The following is a 15,904-nucleotide window of genomic DNA, read 5'->3' on the forward strand; positions in this document are numbered from 1 at the left end:
GCACGCACGAGTGCCGTCGCCGCCCCCGCGCCGACGGCACTCGTGCGTGCGGACCGGTCCTCACGTCATGTTGAAGTACGGGAGCGGGCCGGCCGGCTGGTCGGCGGTGACACGGCGGATCACGGCGATCGCCAGGATCGAGTCCAGGATGCCGATGGCGTGGTCGACCGGGTTGTCGTACTGGGTCTGGTGCAGCACCAGGAGGTGGACCGCGGCCGAGACCGGACCGTCGCAGAGCCAGACGAACCACCAGGCGTTGATCAGCCAGGTGTCGCGGGGCGGGCCGCCGGCCCGCCGGATGTCCAGGGTGATGCGCCGCGGCAACCACCACATCGCGAGCGGGATGATCCACGCGCCGAGGGCGAAGGCGGGGGAGTACCTGTGGGTGCCGGGCGCGAGCACCTCGGCGTTGCAGCGGGCCCGGTGGAACCAGAACAGGAAGGCGATGACGCAGGCGATCTGCAGGCCGCCGAGCATGGCGGCCCCGTCCTTCAGCCAGGGGGCGTCCGGGCCGGTCTTGATGATGTACGCCTCGCCGAGGGCCGACGTGGCGATCAGACACTGGACGACGAGGGCGGGACCGGCGGGGTTGCGGAAGCGGTAGCGGGGCCCGCGCACGGCCGCAGGCCCGACGGGCACGTTGTACTGGTCCACTGGTTCGTCCCCCCTGAGTGCCGCCGCCCGCCGGTACGGTGGCGATGATCAGCGGCATCGTAGGTGCCCGCCGTCGGAGCGTCCACGGGTCCGGCATCACGTACCGCCGTCACGGCTCGGGCCGCGCCCTCGCCTGCTCCCGTACCGCCCGCGGCGACGACCCGAACTCGGCCCGGAACACCCGGCTGAAGTGACTCGCCTCGCCCAGCCCCCGGCGCGCCGCCAGGACGTACGCGGGCAGGTGGGCGAGCGACGGATCGACGAGGTCCCGGCGGATCCGCTCCAGACGCCGCCGCCGCACGTGATCGCTCACCGTCACGCCCGACTCCCGGAACAGCGCGTGCAGATGCCGTACGGAGATGTGGTGCGCCGCCGCGATCGTCCCCGGCGACAGGTCCTCCGCCAGATGTTCGTCCACGTACGCGAGGATCCGCTCCAGGACCCCCGCGGACCCGGTGCCGGAAGCCGCTCCCGCGCCGCCCGCCTCGCGCAGCAGCGTGCGCAGGATCGCCGACACGTGCTCGCCCATGTCCCGGCGGGCCAGCGGCCCGAACCCGTGCGCCCGCTCGGCCAGTTCACCGAGTACGGCGGCGAGCACCCGCCCGCTCGGTGAGCGCGGCAGCTCCGCGTTGGCCGTCACCGCGCCGTCCGCCCGCGCCAGCTGTCCGGCCGTACCGGCGTCCAGGGACAGCAGGAAGTACCGGTGCGAGGTGCCGAGTTCGAGGCGGAACGGCCGTGCGCCCGTGTAGAGCACGAAGTCGCCCGGCGCGAGCACCGCCCGCCGTCCGTCCTGCTCCAGCTCGCCTCGCCCCGACACGAGCAGGCCGAGGAGATGGCCCGGCCGGGGCGCCGCGGGGGAGGGCCGGGGCATCACCCGGACCTCCTGCTCCCCGCTGATGTCGCAGCCGCTCAGTGCGCCGAAGCGGCTCGGCCGCATGTCGGCGGCGTACCCCTCGTCGCCCGCCCGGGCCCGGACGAGCACCGTGTCCGAGGCACCCGACAGGTCCGCCGTCGCGGTGTCGAGATAGCCGAAGACCAGATTGCCGTCGTCCCGTCGCTCCACCCGCATGCCGCGCTCCTCACGCCCCCTGCCCGCACCGCGCGCACCCTTCGCGCCGTCCGGTCCGCGCACTGCGGGCACAGAACTCTGCGCTGCCGGACCAGTGCCCACCGCGGGATTGCCAGATGCTCGCAGAGTCCCCGCTGCACCCGGAAGCACAGAGGCGGTAACAGATGGATGTACTTCTGGCCATCCTTGGCCAGTTCGGCCTCTACGGCCTGCTCACGGTCGGCATCGCGGTGATCTTCGCGGCGACCCGCGTGGTCAACCTCGCCCAGGGGGACCTGGCCATGGCCGGCGCCTACGCCGCCGCGACCGCGACCGCCGCCCCCTTCGGCCTCCGTACCCTGCTCGCCCTCGCCGCCGGAGCGCCCCTGCTCCTCGTCGTCGAGCGGCTGCTGCTCCGCCGCCCCGGCTCCGACGGCCTGGCCGCCATGCTCGTCACCTGGGGCCTGGGCATGGCCCTGCGACAGGGCGCGGAACTCCTCTTCACCGGCACCTCGCGCACCGTCGCCGTACCCGTGGACGGCACGCTCGACGTCCTCGGCACCCCCTACCCGACGTACCGCCTCGTCTGCGCCCTCACCGCGATCGGCGTCATCGCCCTCGTCCTGCTCGCGGCCCACCGCACCGACTGGGGACTGCGGCTGCGGGCCGTCGCCGACAACCCGGCCATGGCCGCGCTCCTCGGCACCGACCCGCGCCGCATGCGCGCCACGGCCTTCGCCGCCGGCGGCCTCCTCGCGGTCCTCGCCGGAGCCCTCTACAGCCCCGTGCTCGCCGTGAACCCCAGCATGGGATTCGGCCTGCTCGTCCCCGTCTTCTTCGGCCTGCTGCTCAGCCGCCCCGGCGCCCTGGCCACCGCCGCCGGCGCCGCCCTGCTGATCTCCGCGCTGTCGGTCCTGCTGCGCACCTGGCTCTCCGACACCCTCGCCGAAGCCCTCTTCTACGCCGTCGTCGTCGCGATCGCCGCCCTGCGCTCGCGCCCCTGGATCGGAAGGTTCTCCGCATGGTTCCGTCGCACCCCCGCGCCCGCGAGCGCCGCATGACGCCCGCGCCCCGGACCACCGCGCTCGCGGTGGCGGGCACCCTCGCCCTCGCCCTCACCGGCTGCCAGGGCGCGGCCCTGTCCGGCGACGACGCCCCGCCCACCGGCGGACCGGTGAAGATCGGCGTGATCGTCCCGCTCACCGGACCGGTCTCCCAGGTCGGAACCGCCCTGCGCAACGGACTCGAACTGGCCGTCAAGAAGGTCAACGCCGACGGCGGCGTGCACGGCCGGCCCGTGGAGTACGTCGTGGTGGACGACGCCGGCGACCCCGCCAACTCCACCCAGCTCGCCCGCCGCCTGGTCCGCCAGGACAAGGTCACCCTGCTCTTCGGCACCATCACCGGCGACACCGCCGAAGCCGTCGGCAGGGTCGCCGACGAGGCACACGTGCCCTTCGGCACCGCCATCCTCGGCGACACCGAACACTGCTTCGCCCACCAGTGGGGCTTCGGCGAATCCACCCGCCAGATGCTCGCCCCGACCGTGCCCGGCCTCGTCGCGAAGTACGGAGGAAAGGTCGCCCTCGTCGGCTCCGACTACAACTACCCCCACTTCTACGCCGGTGTCGCCGAGGAACTCGTGAAGAAGGCCGGCGGCACCGTCGTCGCCGAGGAGTACAGCCCCCTCGGACAGACCGACTGGCAGCCGGTCATCGGCCGCCTCAAGGCCTCCGCACCCGACACCGTGCTCTCCATGGTCGTCGGCGCCGACGCCGTCACCTTCGGCAAGCAGGCCCAGCAGTTCGGGCTGCTCACCCCGGAACTCGGCTTCGAGGGCGCGTCCCTGGACGCCGACTTCCAGCCCGCGCTCGGCGAGCTCGTCGCGGGCCGCACCCACACGGTGCGCTGGAGCGACCGCCTCGACGACGCCGAGAGCCGCGCCTTCGTGCAGGACTACCGGGCCGCCCACCAGTGGAAGGCCCCCATCCCCGAGGTGGCCGGGAACGCCTACTTCGGCGTCAAGTTCCTCCTGGCCGCAGCGGAGAAGGCCGGATCGAACGAACCCGAGACCGTCAACAAGGCGATCGGCGACCTCTCCTTCGACAGCCCCCTGGGCAAGGGCACCCGCTTCGACGCCTCCAACCACGTGCTCCAGGCCGACATGCGGGAGGTCACCATCGGCCGCGACGGCGCGTACACCGTCACCAGGACCCACCCGATGGTCGCCGACAAGACCCCCAAGAAGGGCTGCGCGTGACCGTCCCCACCGCATCCGCCGCCCGCATCGCCCCCACGGCGGGCATCCGACGCGCCCTGCGCCTCGCGCTTCCGGCCCTCGCCGGAGTCGCCCTGCTCGCCGCGCCCTTCGGCCTCGACGCCTTCGCCGTCGCCACCCTCACCCTCGGCCTGTGCCACGGCCTGTTCGCCTACGGCCTCGACCTGAGCTGGGGCCGGGCGGGCCTCCTCAGCGTCGGACACGCCGCGTTCTTCGGACTCGGCGCGTACGCCGTCGCCCTCGGCCAGGAACACGACCTCCCCCAGGCGGTGACGGTCGCCGCGGCCGTCGCCGCCGCCGTGGCGATCGCCCTGCCCGTCGTCCGCATCGGCCTGGCCGCCCCGGTCCCCGACGCACCCCTGATCCTCCTGACCATCGGCGTCGGACTCCTGCTCCAGCGCGCCGCCACCACCCTCGCCCCCGTCACCGGCGGGACCAACGGACTCTCCGTCTCCGGACCCGACGTCGTGACCTCCTACTACGTCACCCTCGCCGCCGTCGCGGCCGTCGTCGGCGCCTGCGGAGTGCTGTTCGTGCGCGGCCGGTTCGGCGCCCGCCTCGTGGCGGCCGCCCACAACCCCGAGCGGGCCGCCCAGAGCGGCGTCGACGGGACCAGGGTGCGCGCCACCGCCTTCGCCGCGAGCGCCGCCGTCGCCGCACTGGCCGGAGCGCTGTACGCACCCGTGGCCGGCCTGGTGTCGCCGCAGGTCTTCGGCCTCGGCCTGTCGACGTCCGTACTGATCTGGCTCGCCCTCGGCGGCCGGGCGTCCACGGTGGGACCGTTCGCCGGCGCCCTCGCCGTCACCGTCGGCCAGCAGTACCTCGGCTCCACCTGGCAGGGCTGGTACCTCCTCGCCCTCGCCGCCCTGTTCCTGCTCGTCGTCCAGGTGGCGCCCGCCGGCCTCACCGCCGCCCCGCGCCGGTGGCTGGCCGGGCCGGGACCCGCCGTACGCCTGCCGGCCGCGGCCCGCCGGGATCGGAGCCGTACCGTACGGGAAACCCCCGAGGGAGCCGCACCCCTCGCCGTCACCGGCATCCGGAAGTCCTTCGGCCCCGTCCAGGTGCTCGCCGGCGTGGACCTGACCGTCGAAGCCGGCCGCTGCGTCTGCCTGATCGGACCGAACGGCGCCGGCAAGAGCACCTTCCTGAACGTCGTCGCCGGACAACTCGCCCCCGATGCCGGCACCCTGCGGCTCTTCGGCACCGACGCGACCGGACTGCCGGTCCACCGCCGGGTGGGGCTCGGCGTCGGCCGGATGTTCCAGATCCCCAGCGTGATCGCCGAACTCTCCCCGGCCGACAACCTCCGCCTCGCCCGCATCGAGGCACCCCGACCCACCGAACCGCCCGCCGAGTTCCGCGACCTCGCCGCCGACGAGCTCCGGCCCGCCGGAACCCTCCCGCTCGCCGACCGCCGCCGCCTCGAACTCGCCATGGTGCTCGCCGCCGCGCCCCGGCTGCTGCTCCTCGACGAACCCGCCGCCGGACTCGGCCCCGACGACGCCCGCCGCCTCACCCGGGAACTCCGCGAGGTCAACCGGCGCACCGGCTGCGCCCTGCTCGTGGTCGAGCACGACATGGACATCGTGCGCGAACTCGCCGACGAGGTCGTCGTCCTCGCCGAAGGACAGGTCCTCGCCCGCGGCCCGCTCGACGCGGTCGCCGCCGACCCCGCCGTCCGCACCGCCTACCTGGGAGCACGCTGATGCTCGAACTGACGGGCCTCGCCGGCGGATACGGGCAGGCCGCCGTCGTCCGGCCGACCGACCTGACCGTACGCGGCGGCGAGATCACCGCCCTGATCGGCCGCAACGGCGCCGGGAAGACGACCCTCCTGCGGACCGTCTTCGGCCTCGCCGACCGGCACGGCGGCCGCGTGACCCTCGACGGACACGACGTGCCCCCGGGCCGCCCCGAACTGCTCGCCCGGGCCGGCGCCACCCTGATGCCCGAGGACCGGGGCGTGTTCCCCGCGCTCACCGTCGCCGAGAACCTCCGCCTCGCCCGCCGCCGCGACACCGAACCGGCGGTTGACCCGTACACCGTCTTCCCGCTCCTCACCGACCGCGCCGGGCAGCAGGCCGGCACGCTCTCCGGCGGGCAGAAGCAGCAACTGGGCATCGCCCGGGCGATGCTCGCCGGCCGCACCCTCATCGCGGTCGACGAACTCACCCAGGGCCTCCAGCCCTCCGTGGTCGCCGACGTCCTGGAGGCCCTCGGCGCGATCGCCGCCGCCGGAACGGCCGTCCTCCTCGTCGACCAGCACGCCGGAGCACTCCTCGACCACAGCCGCCACGTCGTGGCGATGGAGGCCGGACGGGTCGTCCTCGACGCGCCGAACGGGCCCGGTCTGCGCGACCGCCTCGACGACATCCTCGCGGTCCGCTGACCGCCCCACCCCACCTGGAGCCATTCCCATGGACCCCTTCGCCTCAGCCACCGACCTCGCGGCGGCCGTACGCCGGCGCGAGCTCAGCCCCGTCGAGATCGCCGAGACCTACCTCCGCAGGATCGCGGAACACGACGGGGAGCTCGCCGCGTTCACCTGGCTCGACGAGGACGCCGTCCGCGCCGCCGCACGCCGCGCCGAACAGGCCGTCACCGACGGCGGCCCGCTCCCGCCGTTCCACGGCGTGCCCGTCCCCGTCAAGGAACTGACCCAGGTCGAGGGCCAGCCCGCCACCTACGGCTCGTACGGAGTCGACGACCGGCCCCGCACCCTCACCGAACCCGTGGTCCGCCGCCTCCTCGACGCCGGATTCCTCCTCATGGGCCGCACCAACTCGCCCGAGATGGGCCTCCTGTCGACCACCGACAACAGCCGCTTCGGCAGCACCCGCAACCCCTGGAGCCCCGAGCACTCCGCCGGCGGCTCCAGCGGCGGCGCCGCCGCGGCCGTCGCCGCCGGCCTCGCACCCGTCGCCCACGCCAACGACGGAGGCGGCTCGATCCGCATGCCGTCCTCCTCCTGCGGACTGCTCGGCCTCAAGCCCAGCCGGGGCCGCGTCCCCCAGCAGGTCCCCGGCTGGGAACACGCCACCGTCGAGGGCGCCATCACCCGCACCACCCGCGACGCCGCCGCGCTGCTCGACGCGATGTCCGTGCCCGACCGGCTCGCCATGTACCAGGCCCCCGCACCCGACCGCCCCTACCTCGACGAGGTCGGCCGCGACGCCGGACGCCTCCGCATCGGGCTGCTCACCGAGGCGCCCACCGGCCTGCCCGTCGACCCGCAGTGCGTCGCCGCCGCCGAGCACACCGCCCGGCTCCTCGAAACCCTCGGCCACCGCGTCGCCCCCGCCGCACCCCGCTTCTTCAGCGAGGAGGCGATCACCGGATACGCGCAGACCGTCCTCGACGCGGCGCTCTGGGCCGCCCCGTACCAGCAGCCGGAACTCGCCGAGCCGCACCTCAGGTTCCGGATGGACCGGGCCGCCGGGAAGCACTCGGGCGAATACACCAGGGCCGCGACCCTGCTCGCCGAGGAGGCCCGCGCGGTCCGCGCCCAATGGGGCCAGGAGTTCGACCTGCTCCTCACCCCCACCATGGCCTGCCTGCCGCCGCCCGTGGACGCCCTCCTCAAGGAGGCCAACGCGGACCCCGGCGGCCCGCGCACCACCGAGACCCGGATGATCTCCTTCACCTCGATCTGCAACATCACCGGGCAGCCCGCCGTCAGCCTGCCCACCTTCACCTCGGCCGAGGGCCTCCCCGTCGGCAGCCAGCTCATCGCCGGTCCGTGGGACGAGGCCGCCCTGATCCGGGTCGCCGCCGAACTGGAGGCCGTGGACGGCTGGGCCCGCCGCCGCCCCGCGCGCTACTCCGGCTGAGCCCCGGCCGCTCGCGCGAGGCATCTCTCCTCGTCGGCGGTGGCACCGCGCCACCGCCGCTCCCGGTTCCCCCTCCCCAGGGAACCGGCCCCCCTTGGAAGGAGCCGAACATGGCACGTACCGCACCGGCCCGCATGCTGCGCCGGATCGTCGCCGAACACTCCACCGGAAACACCGCGGCCGACGCAGGACCTTCCCGCCGCACCGTCCTCGGCGGCATCGCCGCCGGCGTGGGCCTGGCCGCCGCCACCTCCGCCGGCGCGGCCGGTCCCGCCCGAGCCGACACCGCCCCGCAGCCCGTCGTCGCGATCGTCGGCGCCGGCATCGCCGGACTCAACGCGGCCCTGCGCCTCGCCGACCACGGCATCGCCTCCGCCGTGTACGAGGCCGACACCCGGGTCGGCGGCCGGATGTACTCCAACCCGGCCGGCGCCTACTGGGCCGACGGCCAGGTCTCCGAGTGGGGCGGCGAGCTGATCGACACCGGCCACACCCGCATGCGGGACCTCGCCGCCCGCTTCGGCCTGACCCTCGACGACCTGCGCGCCGCCGAGCCGGCCGGCTCCACCGAGGTCTACCGCTTCGACGGTGCCTACTACACCTACGCCCAGGCGAGCGCCGACTTCAAGAAGCTCAAGCCGGTGATCCAGCAGGACCTCGCCACCTTCAACTGGCCCGTCGCCTGGGACGCCGCCAACAGCCCCGGCGCGGTGGCCCTCTCGAACATGTCCATATACGACTGGATCGCCACCCGCGTCCCGGACGGCCACGCCTCGCCCTTCGGGCAGCTCCTCGACGTCGCGTACACCACCGAGTTCGGCATGGACACCCACGCCTCCTCGGCCCTCGGCATCATCGGCATGCTCGGCTACCAGGCGACCCCGACCGGCTTCGGGCTGTTCGGGGAGAGCGACATCCGCTACCACATCCGCGGCGGCAACCAGCGCCTCCCGCAGGCCATCGCCGCCGCCCTGCCCCCGGGGACCGTACGACACGGCTGGCGCCTCCAGTCCGTGGCGGCCGCCGCGGGAGGCCGGCAGCTCCTCACGTTCACCGCCTCCGGCTGTACGCAGACGGTGCTCGCCGACCACACCGTCCTGGCCCTCCCCGTCGGCGTGCTCCAGAGGCTGGACCTGTCCGCCTCCGGCTTCGACGGCCGCAAGCTCGCCGGCATCGCCGCGATGACGATGGGACAGAACTGCAAGCTCTCCCTGCAGTTCGACACCCGCCACTGGAACACCTCCGGCCCGTGGGGGATCGCCAGCGGCAGCACGATGAGCGACACCGGCTACCAGACCTCCTGGGACTCCAGCAGGGCCCAGCCCGGCGGGAAGGGCATCCTCACCGTGTACGCGGGCGGCGGTCACGCCGCGGACTTCACCCCGTCCACCCCGTTCCGCACGGCGGCCGACCCGCAGATCGCCTGGTACGCACAGGCCGCGCTCGCCCAGCTCGAACCGGTCTTCCCTGGCCTCACCGCCCACTGGACCGGCAAGGCCACGCTCGCCGCCTGGCCGCTCAACCCGAACGCGTACGGCTCGTACGCCGGCATGCCCATCGGGTACGCCCACCGGTACGGCGGCTACGAGGGCGTCCGCCAGGGCAACACCCACTTCGCGGGCGAGCACACCTCCGCGCTGGCCCAGGGCTACATGGAGGGCGGCGCCGAATCGGGTCAGCGGGCCGCCGACGAGGTCCTCACCGACCTCGGCGTCCTGTAGTCCGACCGCGTGGGGCCCGCCGGAGGGGGTCCGGCGGGCCCGTCCTCAGCCCCGGCGGGGAAGCAGCCCCCGCTCCAGGGCCACGACCACGGCGCGGGTGCGGTCGCTGACGTCCAGCTTCGCGAAGACACGCAGGAGATGGGTCTTGACCGTGGCCTCCGCGATGACGAGACGGCGGCCGATCTCGGCGTTGGAGAGGCCGTCGGCCACCGCGCCGAGGACGTCCTGTTCGCGCGCGGTCAGGACGACGGGGGCGGGGCGGCGCATGAGGGCGACGAGGCGTTCGGCGACGCGGGGCGCGAGGACGGTCTCGCCGCGGGCCGCGGAGCGGACGGCTTCGGCGAGCTGGTCGGCGGTGGTGTCCTTCAACAGGTAGCCGACGGCGCCGGCCTCGACCGCCCGTTCGATCTCCACGTCGGTGTCGTACGTGGTGAGGACGAGCACCCGGGTCGGGGCGGGGCCGGCGGCGATCGCGGCGGTCGCCTCGACCCCGTCCATGACCGGCATGCGCAGGTCGACGAGGGCGACGTCGGGCGTGAGGCGTTCGACGAGACCGAGCGCCTCGCGGCCGTCGGCGGCCTCGCCGACGACCGTGATGTCCGGGACCGGCGCCAGGAGGGCGACGACTCCGGCGCGCATCACGGTGTGGTCGTCGACGACCACGACCCGGACGGGCTGGTGCGCTTCGGGCATGTCAGGGCCGTCCGTTCGGGTGGAAGGTCGTGGGGAAGGTCGCGAGGACGCGGGTGCCGTCCCCGACCGAACTGGTCACGGTCAGTTCGCCGTCGAGCTCGGCGAGCCGCTTGCGCATGCCGTCCAGACCGAAGCCGCGCGACTCCTCGACGACGAAGCCGCGCCCGTCGTCGGTGATCTCCAGCTCGATGGCGTACGGACCCTGGGCGAGGACCACGCCGACGGTGCTCGCGTCGGCGTGCTTGCGGACGTTGGCCAGCGACTCCTGGGTGCAGCGCAGGAGTGCGATCCGGGTCTGCTGGTCGGAGTCGACGTCCTCGGCCAGCTCCGCCTCCACCGTGATCCCCGTGTCCTGGGCGAACCGTTCGAGGGTGCGGCGCAGGGTCGGCACCACCGAGCCGGGGGAGAGCCCGCTGCGCGGTGCCGAGCCCACCAGGACCCGGGCCTCGGCGAAGTTCTCGCGCGCGGTCGCCTCGATGGAGCGCAGCTGCCGGGCCGTGTGCTCCGCGCCGCCGTCGAGGCCTGTCCGGGCGGCCTCGGCGAGGACGATGATGGAGGCGAAGCCCTGGGCGAGGGTGTCGTGGATCTCGCGGGCCATCCGCTCCCGCTCGTCGGCGGCGCCCTGGGCGCGATGGGCGGCCGCCAACTGCTCCTGGGTGACGGAGAGTTCGGTGGCGAGTGCGGCGGCGCGGGCCTCGCCGTCCGCGACGAGCCGGTGGAGCAGGAGTCCCGCCAGGACGGACACGGCGTATCCGGCCAGGGCGGCGGCCGCGTTCCCCGGCGAGTCGCTCCAGACGCTTCCCGCCGCCGTCGCGGCCGCCGCGCAGCCGCTGAGCAGCACCGCGGCCCGGGGACCGCGGGTCTGGAACCAGAACTGGGGGAGGGCGGCGATCAGGAGGGCGGCGCCGCCCCCGGGGAGCGCCGCCATCACGCCCAGGCCGGCGGCCAGGACCGCCAGGTAGAGCGGCGAGTGGTGGCGGGCGCGGTGGACGGCGGTGTACGCGAGGGCCGCCGCCACCAGGGCCAGGGAGGCCCATTTCACGGGCCCCGAGTCGTTGCCGACGCCGATGACCGAGGGGACCAGGCCGAGGAGCAGCCAGGCGGCCGTGTACCAGCGGCGCAGGGCGGTGAGCGCCGGCCGCTCAGCCGCCGTGTATGCCGTCTCGTCCGTCATTCCGTCAGCCTACGGACACCGGCGGGGTCTCCGCTCGCTCGGACTTCCCGGATCGGCGCATGCCGCGTGCGGGCCACCAGTTCGCCTCGCCGAGCAGCAGCATCAGGGAGGGCAGCACCAGGACGCGGATCACGAAGGCGTCGAGGAGGACCGCGACGGCCAGGCTGAAGCCGATCTGCTTCATTTCGATCAGGTGCAGCGCGGCGAAGCTCGCGAACACCGTCACCATCACGACGGCCGCGCTGGTGACGACCCCGGCGGACGAGGACAGGCCCTGGAGGACCGCCTGCCGGGTGGGGGTTCCGGCGAGGCGGGCCTCGCGGATCCGGCTGATCACGAACACCTGGTAGTCCATGGAGAGTCCGAAGAGGATCACGAACAGGAACAGGGGGACGCGGGATCCGATCGAGCCCGTGGAGGTGAAGTCGAGGATCCCCTCGGCCCATCGGTACTGGAAGACCAGGACCAGGATGCCGAGGGACGCGAACGCGGAGAGCAGGTTGAGGAGGATCCCGACGAGGCCGAGGACGACGGACCGGAACGCCCACACCGTCATCGCGAAGGTGACGAGGAGCAGTGCCCCGACGATGAGCGGCAGCTTCCGCTTCTGATGGTCGGGGTAGTCGGCGTAGCGGGCGACCTCGCCGGTGACGGCGACCTCGGTGCCGGTGAGCGCGCCGACGGTCCCGGGCACGAGGTCGGTGCGGAGCCGGTCGAGCGAGGCCCGGGCCTCGGGACTGTTCACGGAGCGCGGGACGGCCAGTTCGAGCATGGTCGTACGGCGGTCGGCCGAGGTCCGCAGGACGGGAGTGCCGCCGATCACCGGGTCCTCGGCGTCCGCCCGGTCCGCGAGCGTGCGCAGGGCGCCCGCGACCTCCTCGGCCCGCTCCGCGTCCGCCCGTACGACCACCTGGTGCATGGCCTTCAACTCGGGATAGGCGGCCATGAGCCGGTCGTAGGTCCGCATGGCGGGGATGGCGCGGGAGTGCGTCTCGCGGCTCATCTCCGTGATGTCGATCCGCAGGACGGGGAGGGCGAGGGCGAGGAGCGCGAGGGTGGAGACGGCGAGGGTCACGGCGGGGTGCCGGGCGACGGGACGGAGGACGGCGGCGGTGATCCGTCCGCCGGTACCGGAAGCGCCCTTCCGCACCGGCTTCTTGCGGGTCCGCCGACGTTCGGCGCGCTCGCCGAGGAGGGCGAGGATCGCGGGCAGGACGGTCAGCGAGCTGAGGACGGCGACCAGGGTGACGACGACCGCTCCGGTGGCGATGGAGGAGAAGATGACGTCGTCCGCGAGGTAGAGCGTGGCGCTGGAGACGGCCACGGCGAGCCCGGAGACCACCACGGCCCTGCCCGAGGTCGCGGCGGCGAGCTCCACGACGGCCTGCGTGGTGAGGCGTCCGCCGGCGGCCCGGGCCCGTTCCTCGCGCTCCCGCTTCAGATGGAAGAGGGTGTAGTCGACACCGACGGCGAGTCCGATGAGCAGGATGACGTTGGTGCCGACGCCGGCGTCGGGGAAGACGTGCGAGGCGATCATCGACAGGCCGACGGCGGCCACGATCGAGGAGAGCGCGAGCAACAGCGGCACGACGGCCATCACCACGGAGCCGAAGACGATCAGCAGGGTGATCAGGGTGACGGGCAGTGCGATGACCTCCGTACGGGAGAGGTCGTCGCCGCGGAGTGTGTCGACGCCCTTGCCGATGGAGGGGCTGCCGACCTCCTCGACGAGCAGCCGCGGGTGTGCGGCCCGGACCTCGGCGGTCTGCGCGAGGAGTGCGTCGACGTGCTGCTTCCCGTCGAACTCGGCGCCCTTCATGGTGACGTCGACGCGCAGGGCGGTGCGGCGCGCGTCGGCGACCGGGTCGGCCACGGACAGCACCTCGGGCAACTGCCGCATCCGGGCGCCGATCTCGCGTGCGGCGGCCTCGGCCTCGGTCCGGTCGAGGGGGCCGGTGCCGGGTGCGGCCTGGATCAGGACGCGTTCGAGGGGCTTCTGCTGGAGACCGCCCTCGGCGGCGAGGGCCTCGGCCCGGCCGGCCTCGCCGATGCGGTAGTCCTCCGTGGTCGCGGGGCGGGCGCCGAGGGCGATGCCCGCGCCCAGGCAGAGGGCCACGAAGAGGAGCCAGCCGATCAGTGCGCGCCAGGGGTGCCGGGCGCTGTGACGGGCCATGCGTACGGTCGGGTTCGTCATGCGTCCCAGACTGGTCGGCGCGGCCGTCGCGCCGACAGGATCGGCCGGTTGAACCTGGTGTCCACCGGTCGGTGGACACGGGGCCGAAGACGCAGGTCAGGCCGGCTCGGCTCAGGTCGGCTCAGGTCGGCTCGGTTCGGTTCGGCTCGGTTCGGTTCGGCTTGGTTCGGCTCGGCTCGGCTCAGGTCAGGTCGGTCGGCTGGTCGGGGTCGAGTGTGATGCCGAGGCGCACGGTGGCACTCGCGAGTACGCCCCAGAGGGCGTCGCTCAGGAAGTGGGTCAGGTCGTCGAGGGAGCTCCGCGACTCGGGGTGGGCGGCCCACTGGTTCACCACGCCGTCCACCAGGCCGACCATGCCGAACGCCAGGTTGAGGTTGAAGCCGGCGGGCGCCGGCTCGCCGTCGAGGAACCGCTCGGCGTACGAGTCCAGGAGCCGTGCGAGGTGGAGGGCGATGGCGGTGCGGGTGCCCGTGACGGCGGGCGAGCCGCCGCCGAGGAACCGGTGGAGCTCGGGGTGCAGCGCCACCCAGCTCGCATAGGTGCCGGCGGCGTGCTCGATCGCCTCCCGGATCGTGCCCCGGGGGGCGAGCGCGGGGGAGAGCGCGGCCATCAGGTCGTCGGTGATGCGCGCGCGGATCTGCTCGTCGAGGTCCTCGCGGCTGCGGAAGATCCGGTAGACGACGGAGCGGGGCATCCCGGCCTCGGCGCCGATCGCGGCCACGCTGACCGCCGTTCCCTCGCGCCCGATGACGGTGAGGGCCGCGGTGAGGACCTGGTCGCGGCGCTCGGCGCGATGGCCGGTCCAGCGGGTGTCGCGGCCGTCGGGGCGCCCGTCGTCGTGTGTCTTCCTGTCCTCGGCCACAGCGTGGATCGTACCCGGCGATCAAGAAGAGGCGACGTGTCCGGGGTGGCGCAGGTCACGTTACCGCCGGTACCCTGGACGCGGTGACACAGGTAAATTCCGGTGTCTGAGAGTGCCGGGGGAGAATGCACCGCCACTACCGGCAGCAGAGGGGATGGACATGGAGAACCAGCACGTCGACGTGCTGATCATCGGCGCGGGACTGTCCGGGATCAGTGCCGCCTGCCATCTGCTCGCCGGGAACCCCGGAACCACGTACGCGATCATCGAGCGGCGCGCCGGCATCGGCGGCACCTGGGACCTGTTCCGCTACCCCGGCATCCGCTCGGACTCCGACATGTACACCTTCGGCTACGGCTTCCGCGCCTGGCACGGCACCAAGGTCCTCGCCGGCGGCACGGACATCCGCCGCTACATCCGGGCCACCGCCGAGGAGCACGGCGTCACCGACCACATCCGCTTCGGCCGCAGGGCCGTCCGCGCGAACTGGTCGAGCGACGAGGGCCGCTGGACCGTCGAGACCCTCGACGAGGCCACCGGCGAGACCCGAGTCCTCACCGCCCGCTTCCTCGTCGGTGCCACCGGCTACTACGACTACGACGCGGGCCACCGCCCCGAGTTCCCCGGCGAGCAGCGCTTCCGCGGCACCCTCGTGCACCCGCAGCACTGGCCCGAGGACCTCGACCACACGGGCAAGCGCGTGGTCGTCATCGGCAGCGGCGCCACCGCCATCACCCTCGTCCCCGCGATGGCCCCCGACGCCGCGCACGTCACCATGCTCCAGCGCTCGCCCACGTACATCCTGGCGCTCCCCGCGGACGACCCCCTCTCGGTCCTCCTGCGCAGGCTGCGCGTCCCGGCCGCGCTCGTCCACCGCGTCGGCCGCACCCGCAACATCGCGATGCAGCGCGGCCTGTACGCCCTGTGCCGCAAGGCCCCCCGCCTCATGCGCAAGGTGCTCCTCGGAGCCGTACGGGCGCGGCTCGGCAAGAGCGTCGACATGCGCCACTTCACCCCGGCGTACAAGCCCTGGGACCAGCGGCTGTGCGTCGTCCCCGGCGGCGACCTCTTCACCACGCTGAAGAGCGGCAGGGCGTCCGTGGTCACCGACCACATCGAGACGTTCACCGAGACCGGCGTCAAGGTGAGGTCCGGCGAGGAGATCCCCGCCGACATCGTCGTCACCGCCACCGGCCTGCGCATGCAGCTCGCCGGCGGCATGGAACTCGCGGTCGACGGCAAGCCCGTCGTCACCCGCGACCACCTGCTCTACAAGGGCGTGATGCTGGACGGCGTCCCCAACCTGGCGATGATCATCGGCTACACCAACGCCTCCTGGACGCTCAAGGCCGACCTCGCCGCCGCCTACGTCAGCCGGCTCCTCGCCCACATGGACCGGCACGGCCTCACCGCCGTCACCCCCGTCGCCGCCGAGGCCGACGCACAGCCG

General features: G+C 73.8%; 13 protein-coding genes. 7 read left to right on the plus strand and 6 right to left on the minus strand.

Going from position 1 to position 15,904, the window contains the following annotated elements; translation table 11 throughout:
- Positions 1–60: 60 nt before the first annotated feature.
- The gene (locus CCN56_RS09250) at positions 61–654 is read right to left on the minus strand and encodes a DUF4328 domain-containing protein (RefSeq protein WP_086825389.1); all 594 of its coding nucleotides are present in this window, start codon (positions 652–654) and stop codon (positions 61–63) included.
- A 109-nt stretch (positions 655–763) separates the two neighbouring features.
- Positions 764–1,723, minus strand: coding sequence for a helix-turn-helix domain-containing protein (locus tag CCN56_RS09255; RefSeq protein ID WP_086825391.1), 960 nt, complete (start codon positions 1,721–1,723; stop codon positions 764–766).
- Between the two features lie 164 nt (positions 1,724–1,887).
- Here CCN56_RS09255 and CCN56_RS09260 point away from each other — a divergent pair, with 164 nt between their 5' ends.
- The 6 genes from CCN56_RS09260 to CCN56_RS09285 all read left to right on the plus strand — a co-directional run bounded on the left by CCN56_RS09260 (position 1,888) and on the right by CCN56_RS09285 (position 9,531).
- A complete protein-coding gene (locus CCN56_RS09260) occupies positions 1,888–2,763 on the plus strand; it encodes a branched-chain amino acid ABC transporter permease (RefSeq protein WP_041127555.1) in 876 nt (291 codons plus the stop codon).
- Positions 2,724–3,962 carry an ABC transporter substrate-binding protein gene (locus tag CCN56_RS09265; protein ID WP_086825393.1) on the plus strand — a complete coding sequence of 413 codons (1,239 nt, stop codon included), beginning with the start codon at positions 2,724–2,726 and terminating at the stop codon, positions 3,960–3,962. Before CCN56_RS09260 ends, CCN56_RS09265 begins: the two co-directional genes overlap by 40 nt.
- Positions 3,959–5,686: an ATP-binding cassette domain-containing protein gene (locus CCN56_RS09270; protein ID WP_179199762.1), complete on the plus strand. Its 1,728-nt coding sequence runs from the start codon at positions 3,959–3,961 to the stop codon at positions 5,684–5,686. The genes CCN56_RS09265 and CCN56_RS09270 overlap by 4 nt, the downstream gene beginning before the upstream one ends.
- On the plus strand, positions 5,686–6,369 hold the full coding sequence (locus CCN56_RS09275; RefSeq protein ID WP_086825397.1) for an ABC transporter ATP-binding protein: 684 nt from the start codon (positions 5,686–5,688) through the stop codon (positions 6,367–6,369). Before CCN56_RS09270 ends, CCN56_RS09275 begins: the two co-directional genes overlap by 1 nt.
- Positions 6,370–6,397: 28 nt before the next feature.
- Positions 6,398–7,810, plus strand: a complete 1,413-nt coding sequence (locus CCN56_RS09280; RefSeq protein ID WP_086825399.1) for an amidase — start codon at positions 6,398–6,400, stop codon at positions 7,808–7,810.
- 110 nt (positions 7,811–7,920) lie between these two features.
- Positions 7,921–9,531 (plus strand): NAD(P)/FAD-dependent oxidoreductase, encoded by a 1,611-nt coding sequence (locus CCN56_RS09285; RefSeq protein WP_086825401.1) that lies wholly within the window; start codon positions 7,921–7,923, stop codon positions 9,529–9,531.
- A gap of 45 nt (positions 9,532–9,576) precedes the next feature.
- On the opposite strand, the gene CCN56_RS09290 is transcribed toward CCN56_RS09285, so the two are convergent.
- The 4 genes from CCN56_RS09290 to CCN56_RS09305 form a co-directional block, all read right to left on the minus strand.
- The gene (locus tag CCN56_RS09290) at positions 9,577–10,224 is read right to left on the minus strand and encodes a response regulator transcription factor (RefSeq protein ID WP_086825403.1); all 648 of its coding nucleotides are present in this window, start codon (positions 10,222–10,224) and stop codon (positions 9,577–9,579) included.
- A gap of 1 nt (position 10,225) precedes the next feature.
- Positions 10,226–11,398, minus strand: a complete 1,173-nt coding sequence (locus CCN56_RS09295) for a sensor histidine kinase (protein WP_086825404.1) — start codon at positions 11,396–11,398, stop codon at positions 10,226–10,228.
- 4 nt (positions 11,399–11,402) lie between these two features.
- Positions 11,403–13,592 carry an MMPL family transporter gene (locus tag CCN56_RS09300; protein ID WP_086825406.1) on the minus strand — a complete coding sequence of 730 codons (2,190 nt, stop codon included), beginning with the start codon at positions 13,590–13,592 and terminating at the stop codon, positions 11,403–11,405.
- 181 nt (positions 13,593–13,773) lie between these two features.
- A complete protein-coding gene (locus CCN56_RS09305) occupies positions 13,774–14,454 on the minus strand; it encodes a TetR/AcrR family transcriptional regulator (RefSeq protein WP_086825408.1) in 681 nt (226 codons plus the stop codon).
- Positions 14,455–14,614: 160 nt separating this feature from the next.
- Between CCN56_RS09305 and CCN56_RS09310 the strand changes: the two genes are divergently transcribed.
- Positions 14,615–15,904 (plus strand): NAD(P)/FAD-dependent oxidoreductase (locus tag CCN56_RS09310; RefSeq protein ID WP_086825409.1); only part of this gene is annotated, 1,290 nt, incomplete at its 3' end.

It is taken from the genome of Streptomyces sp. NRRL B-24572, from assembly GCF_002156145.1.
Taxonomy (GTDB): domain Bacteria; phylum Actinomycetota; class Actinomycetes; order Streptomycetales; family Streptomycetaceae; genus Streptomyces; species Streptomyces vietnamensis.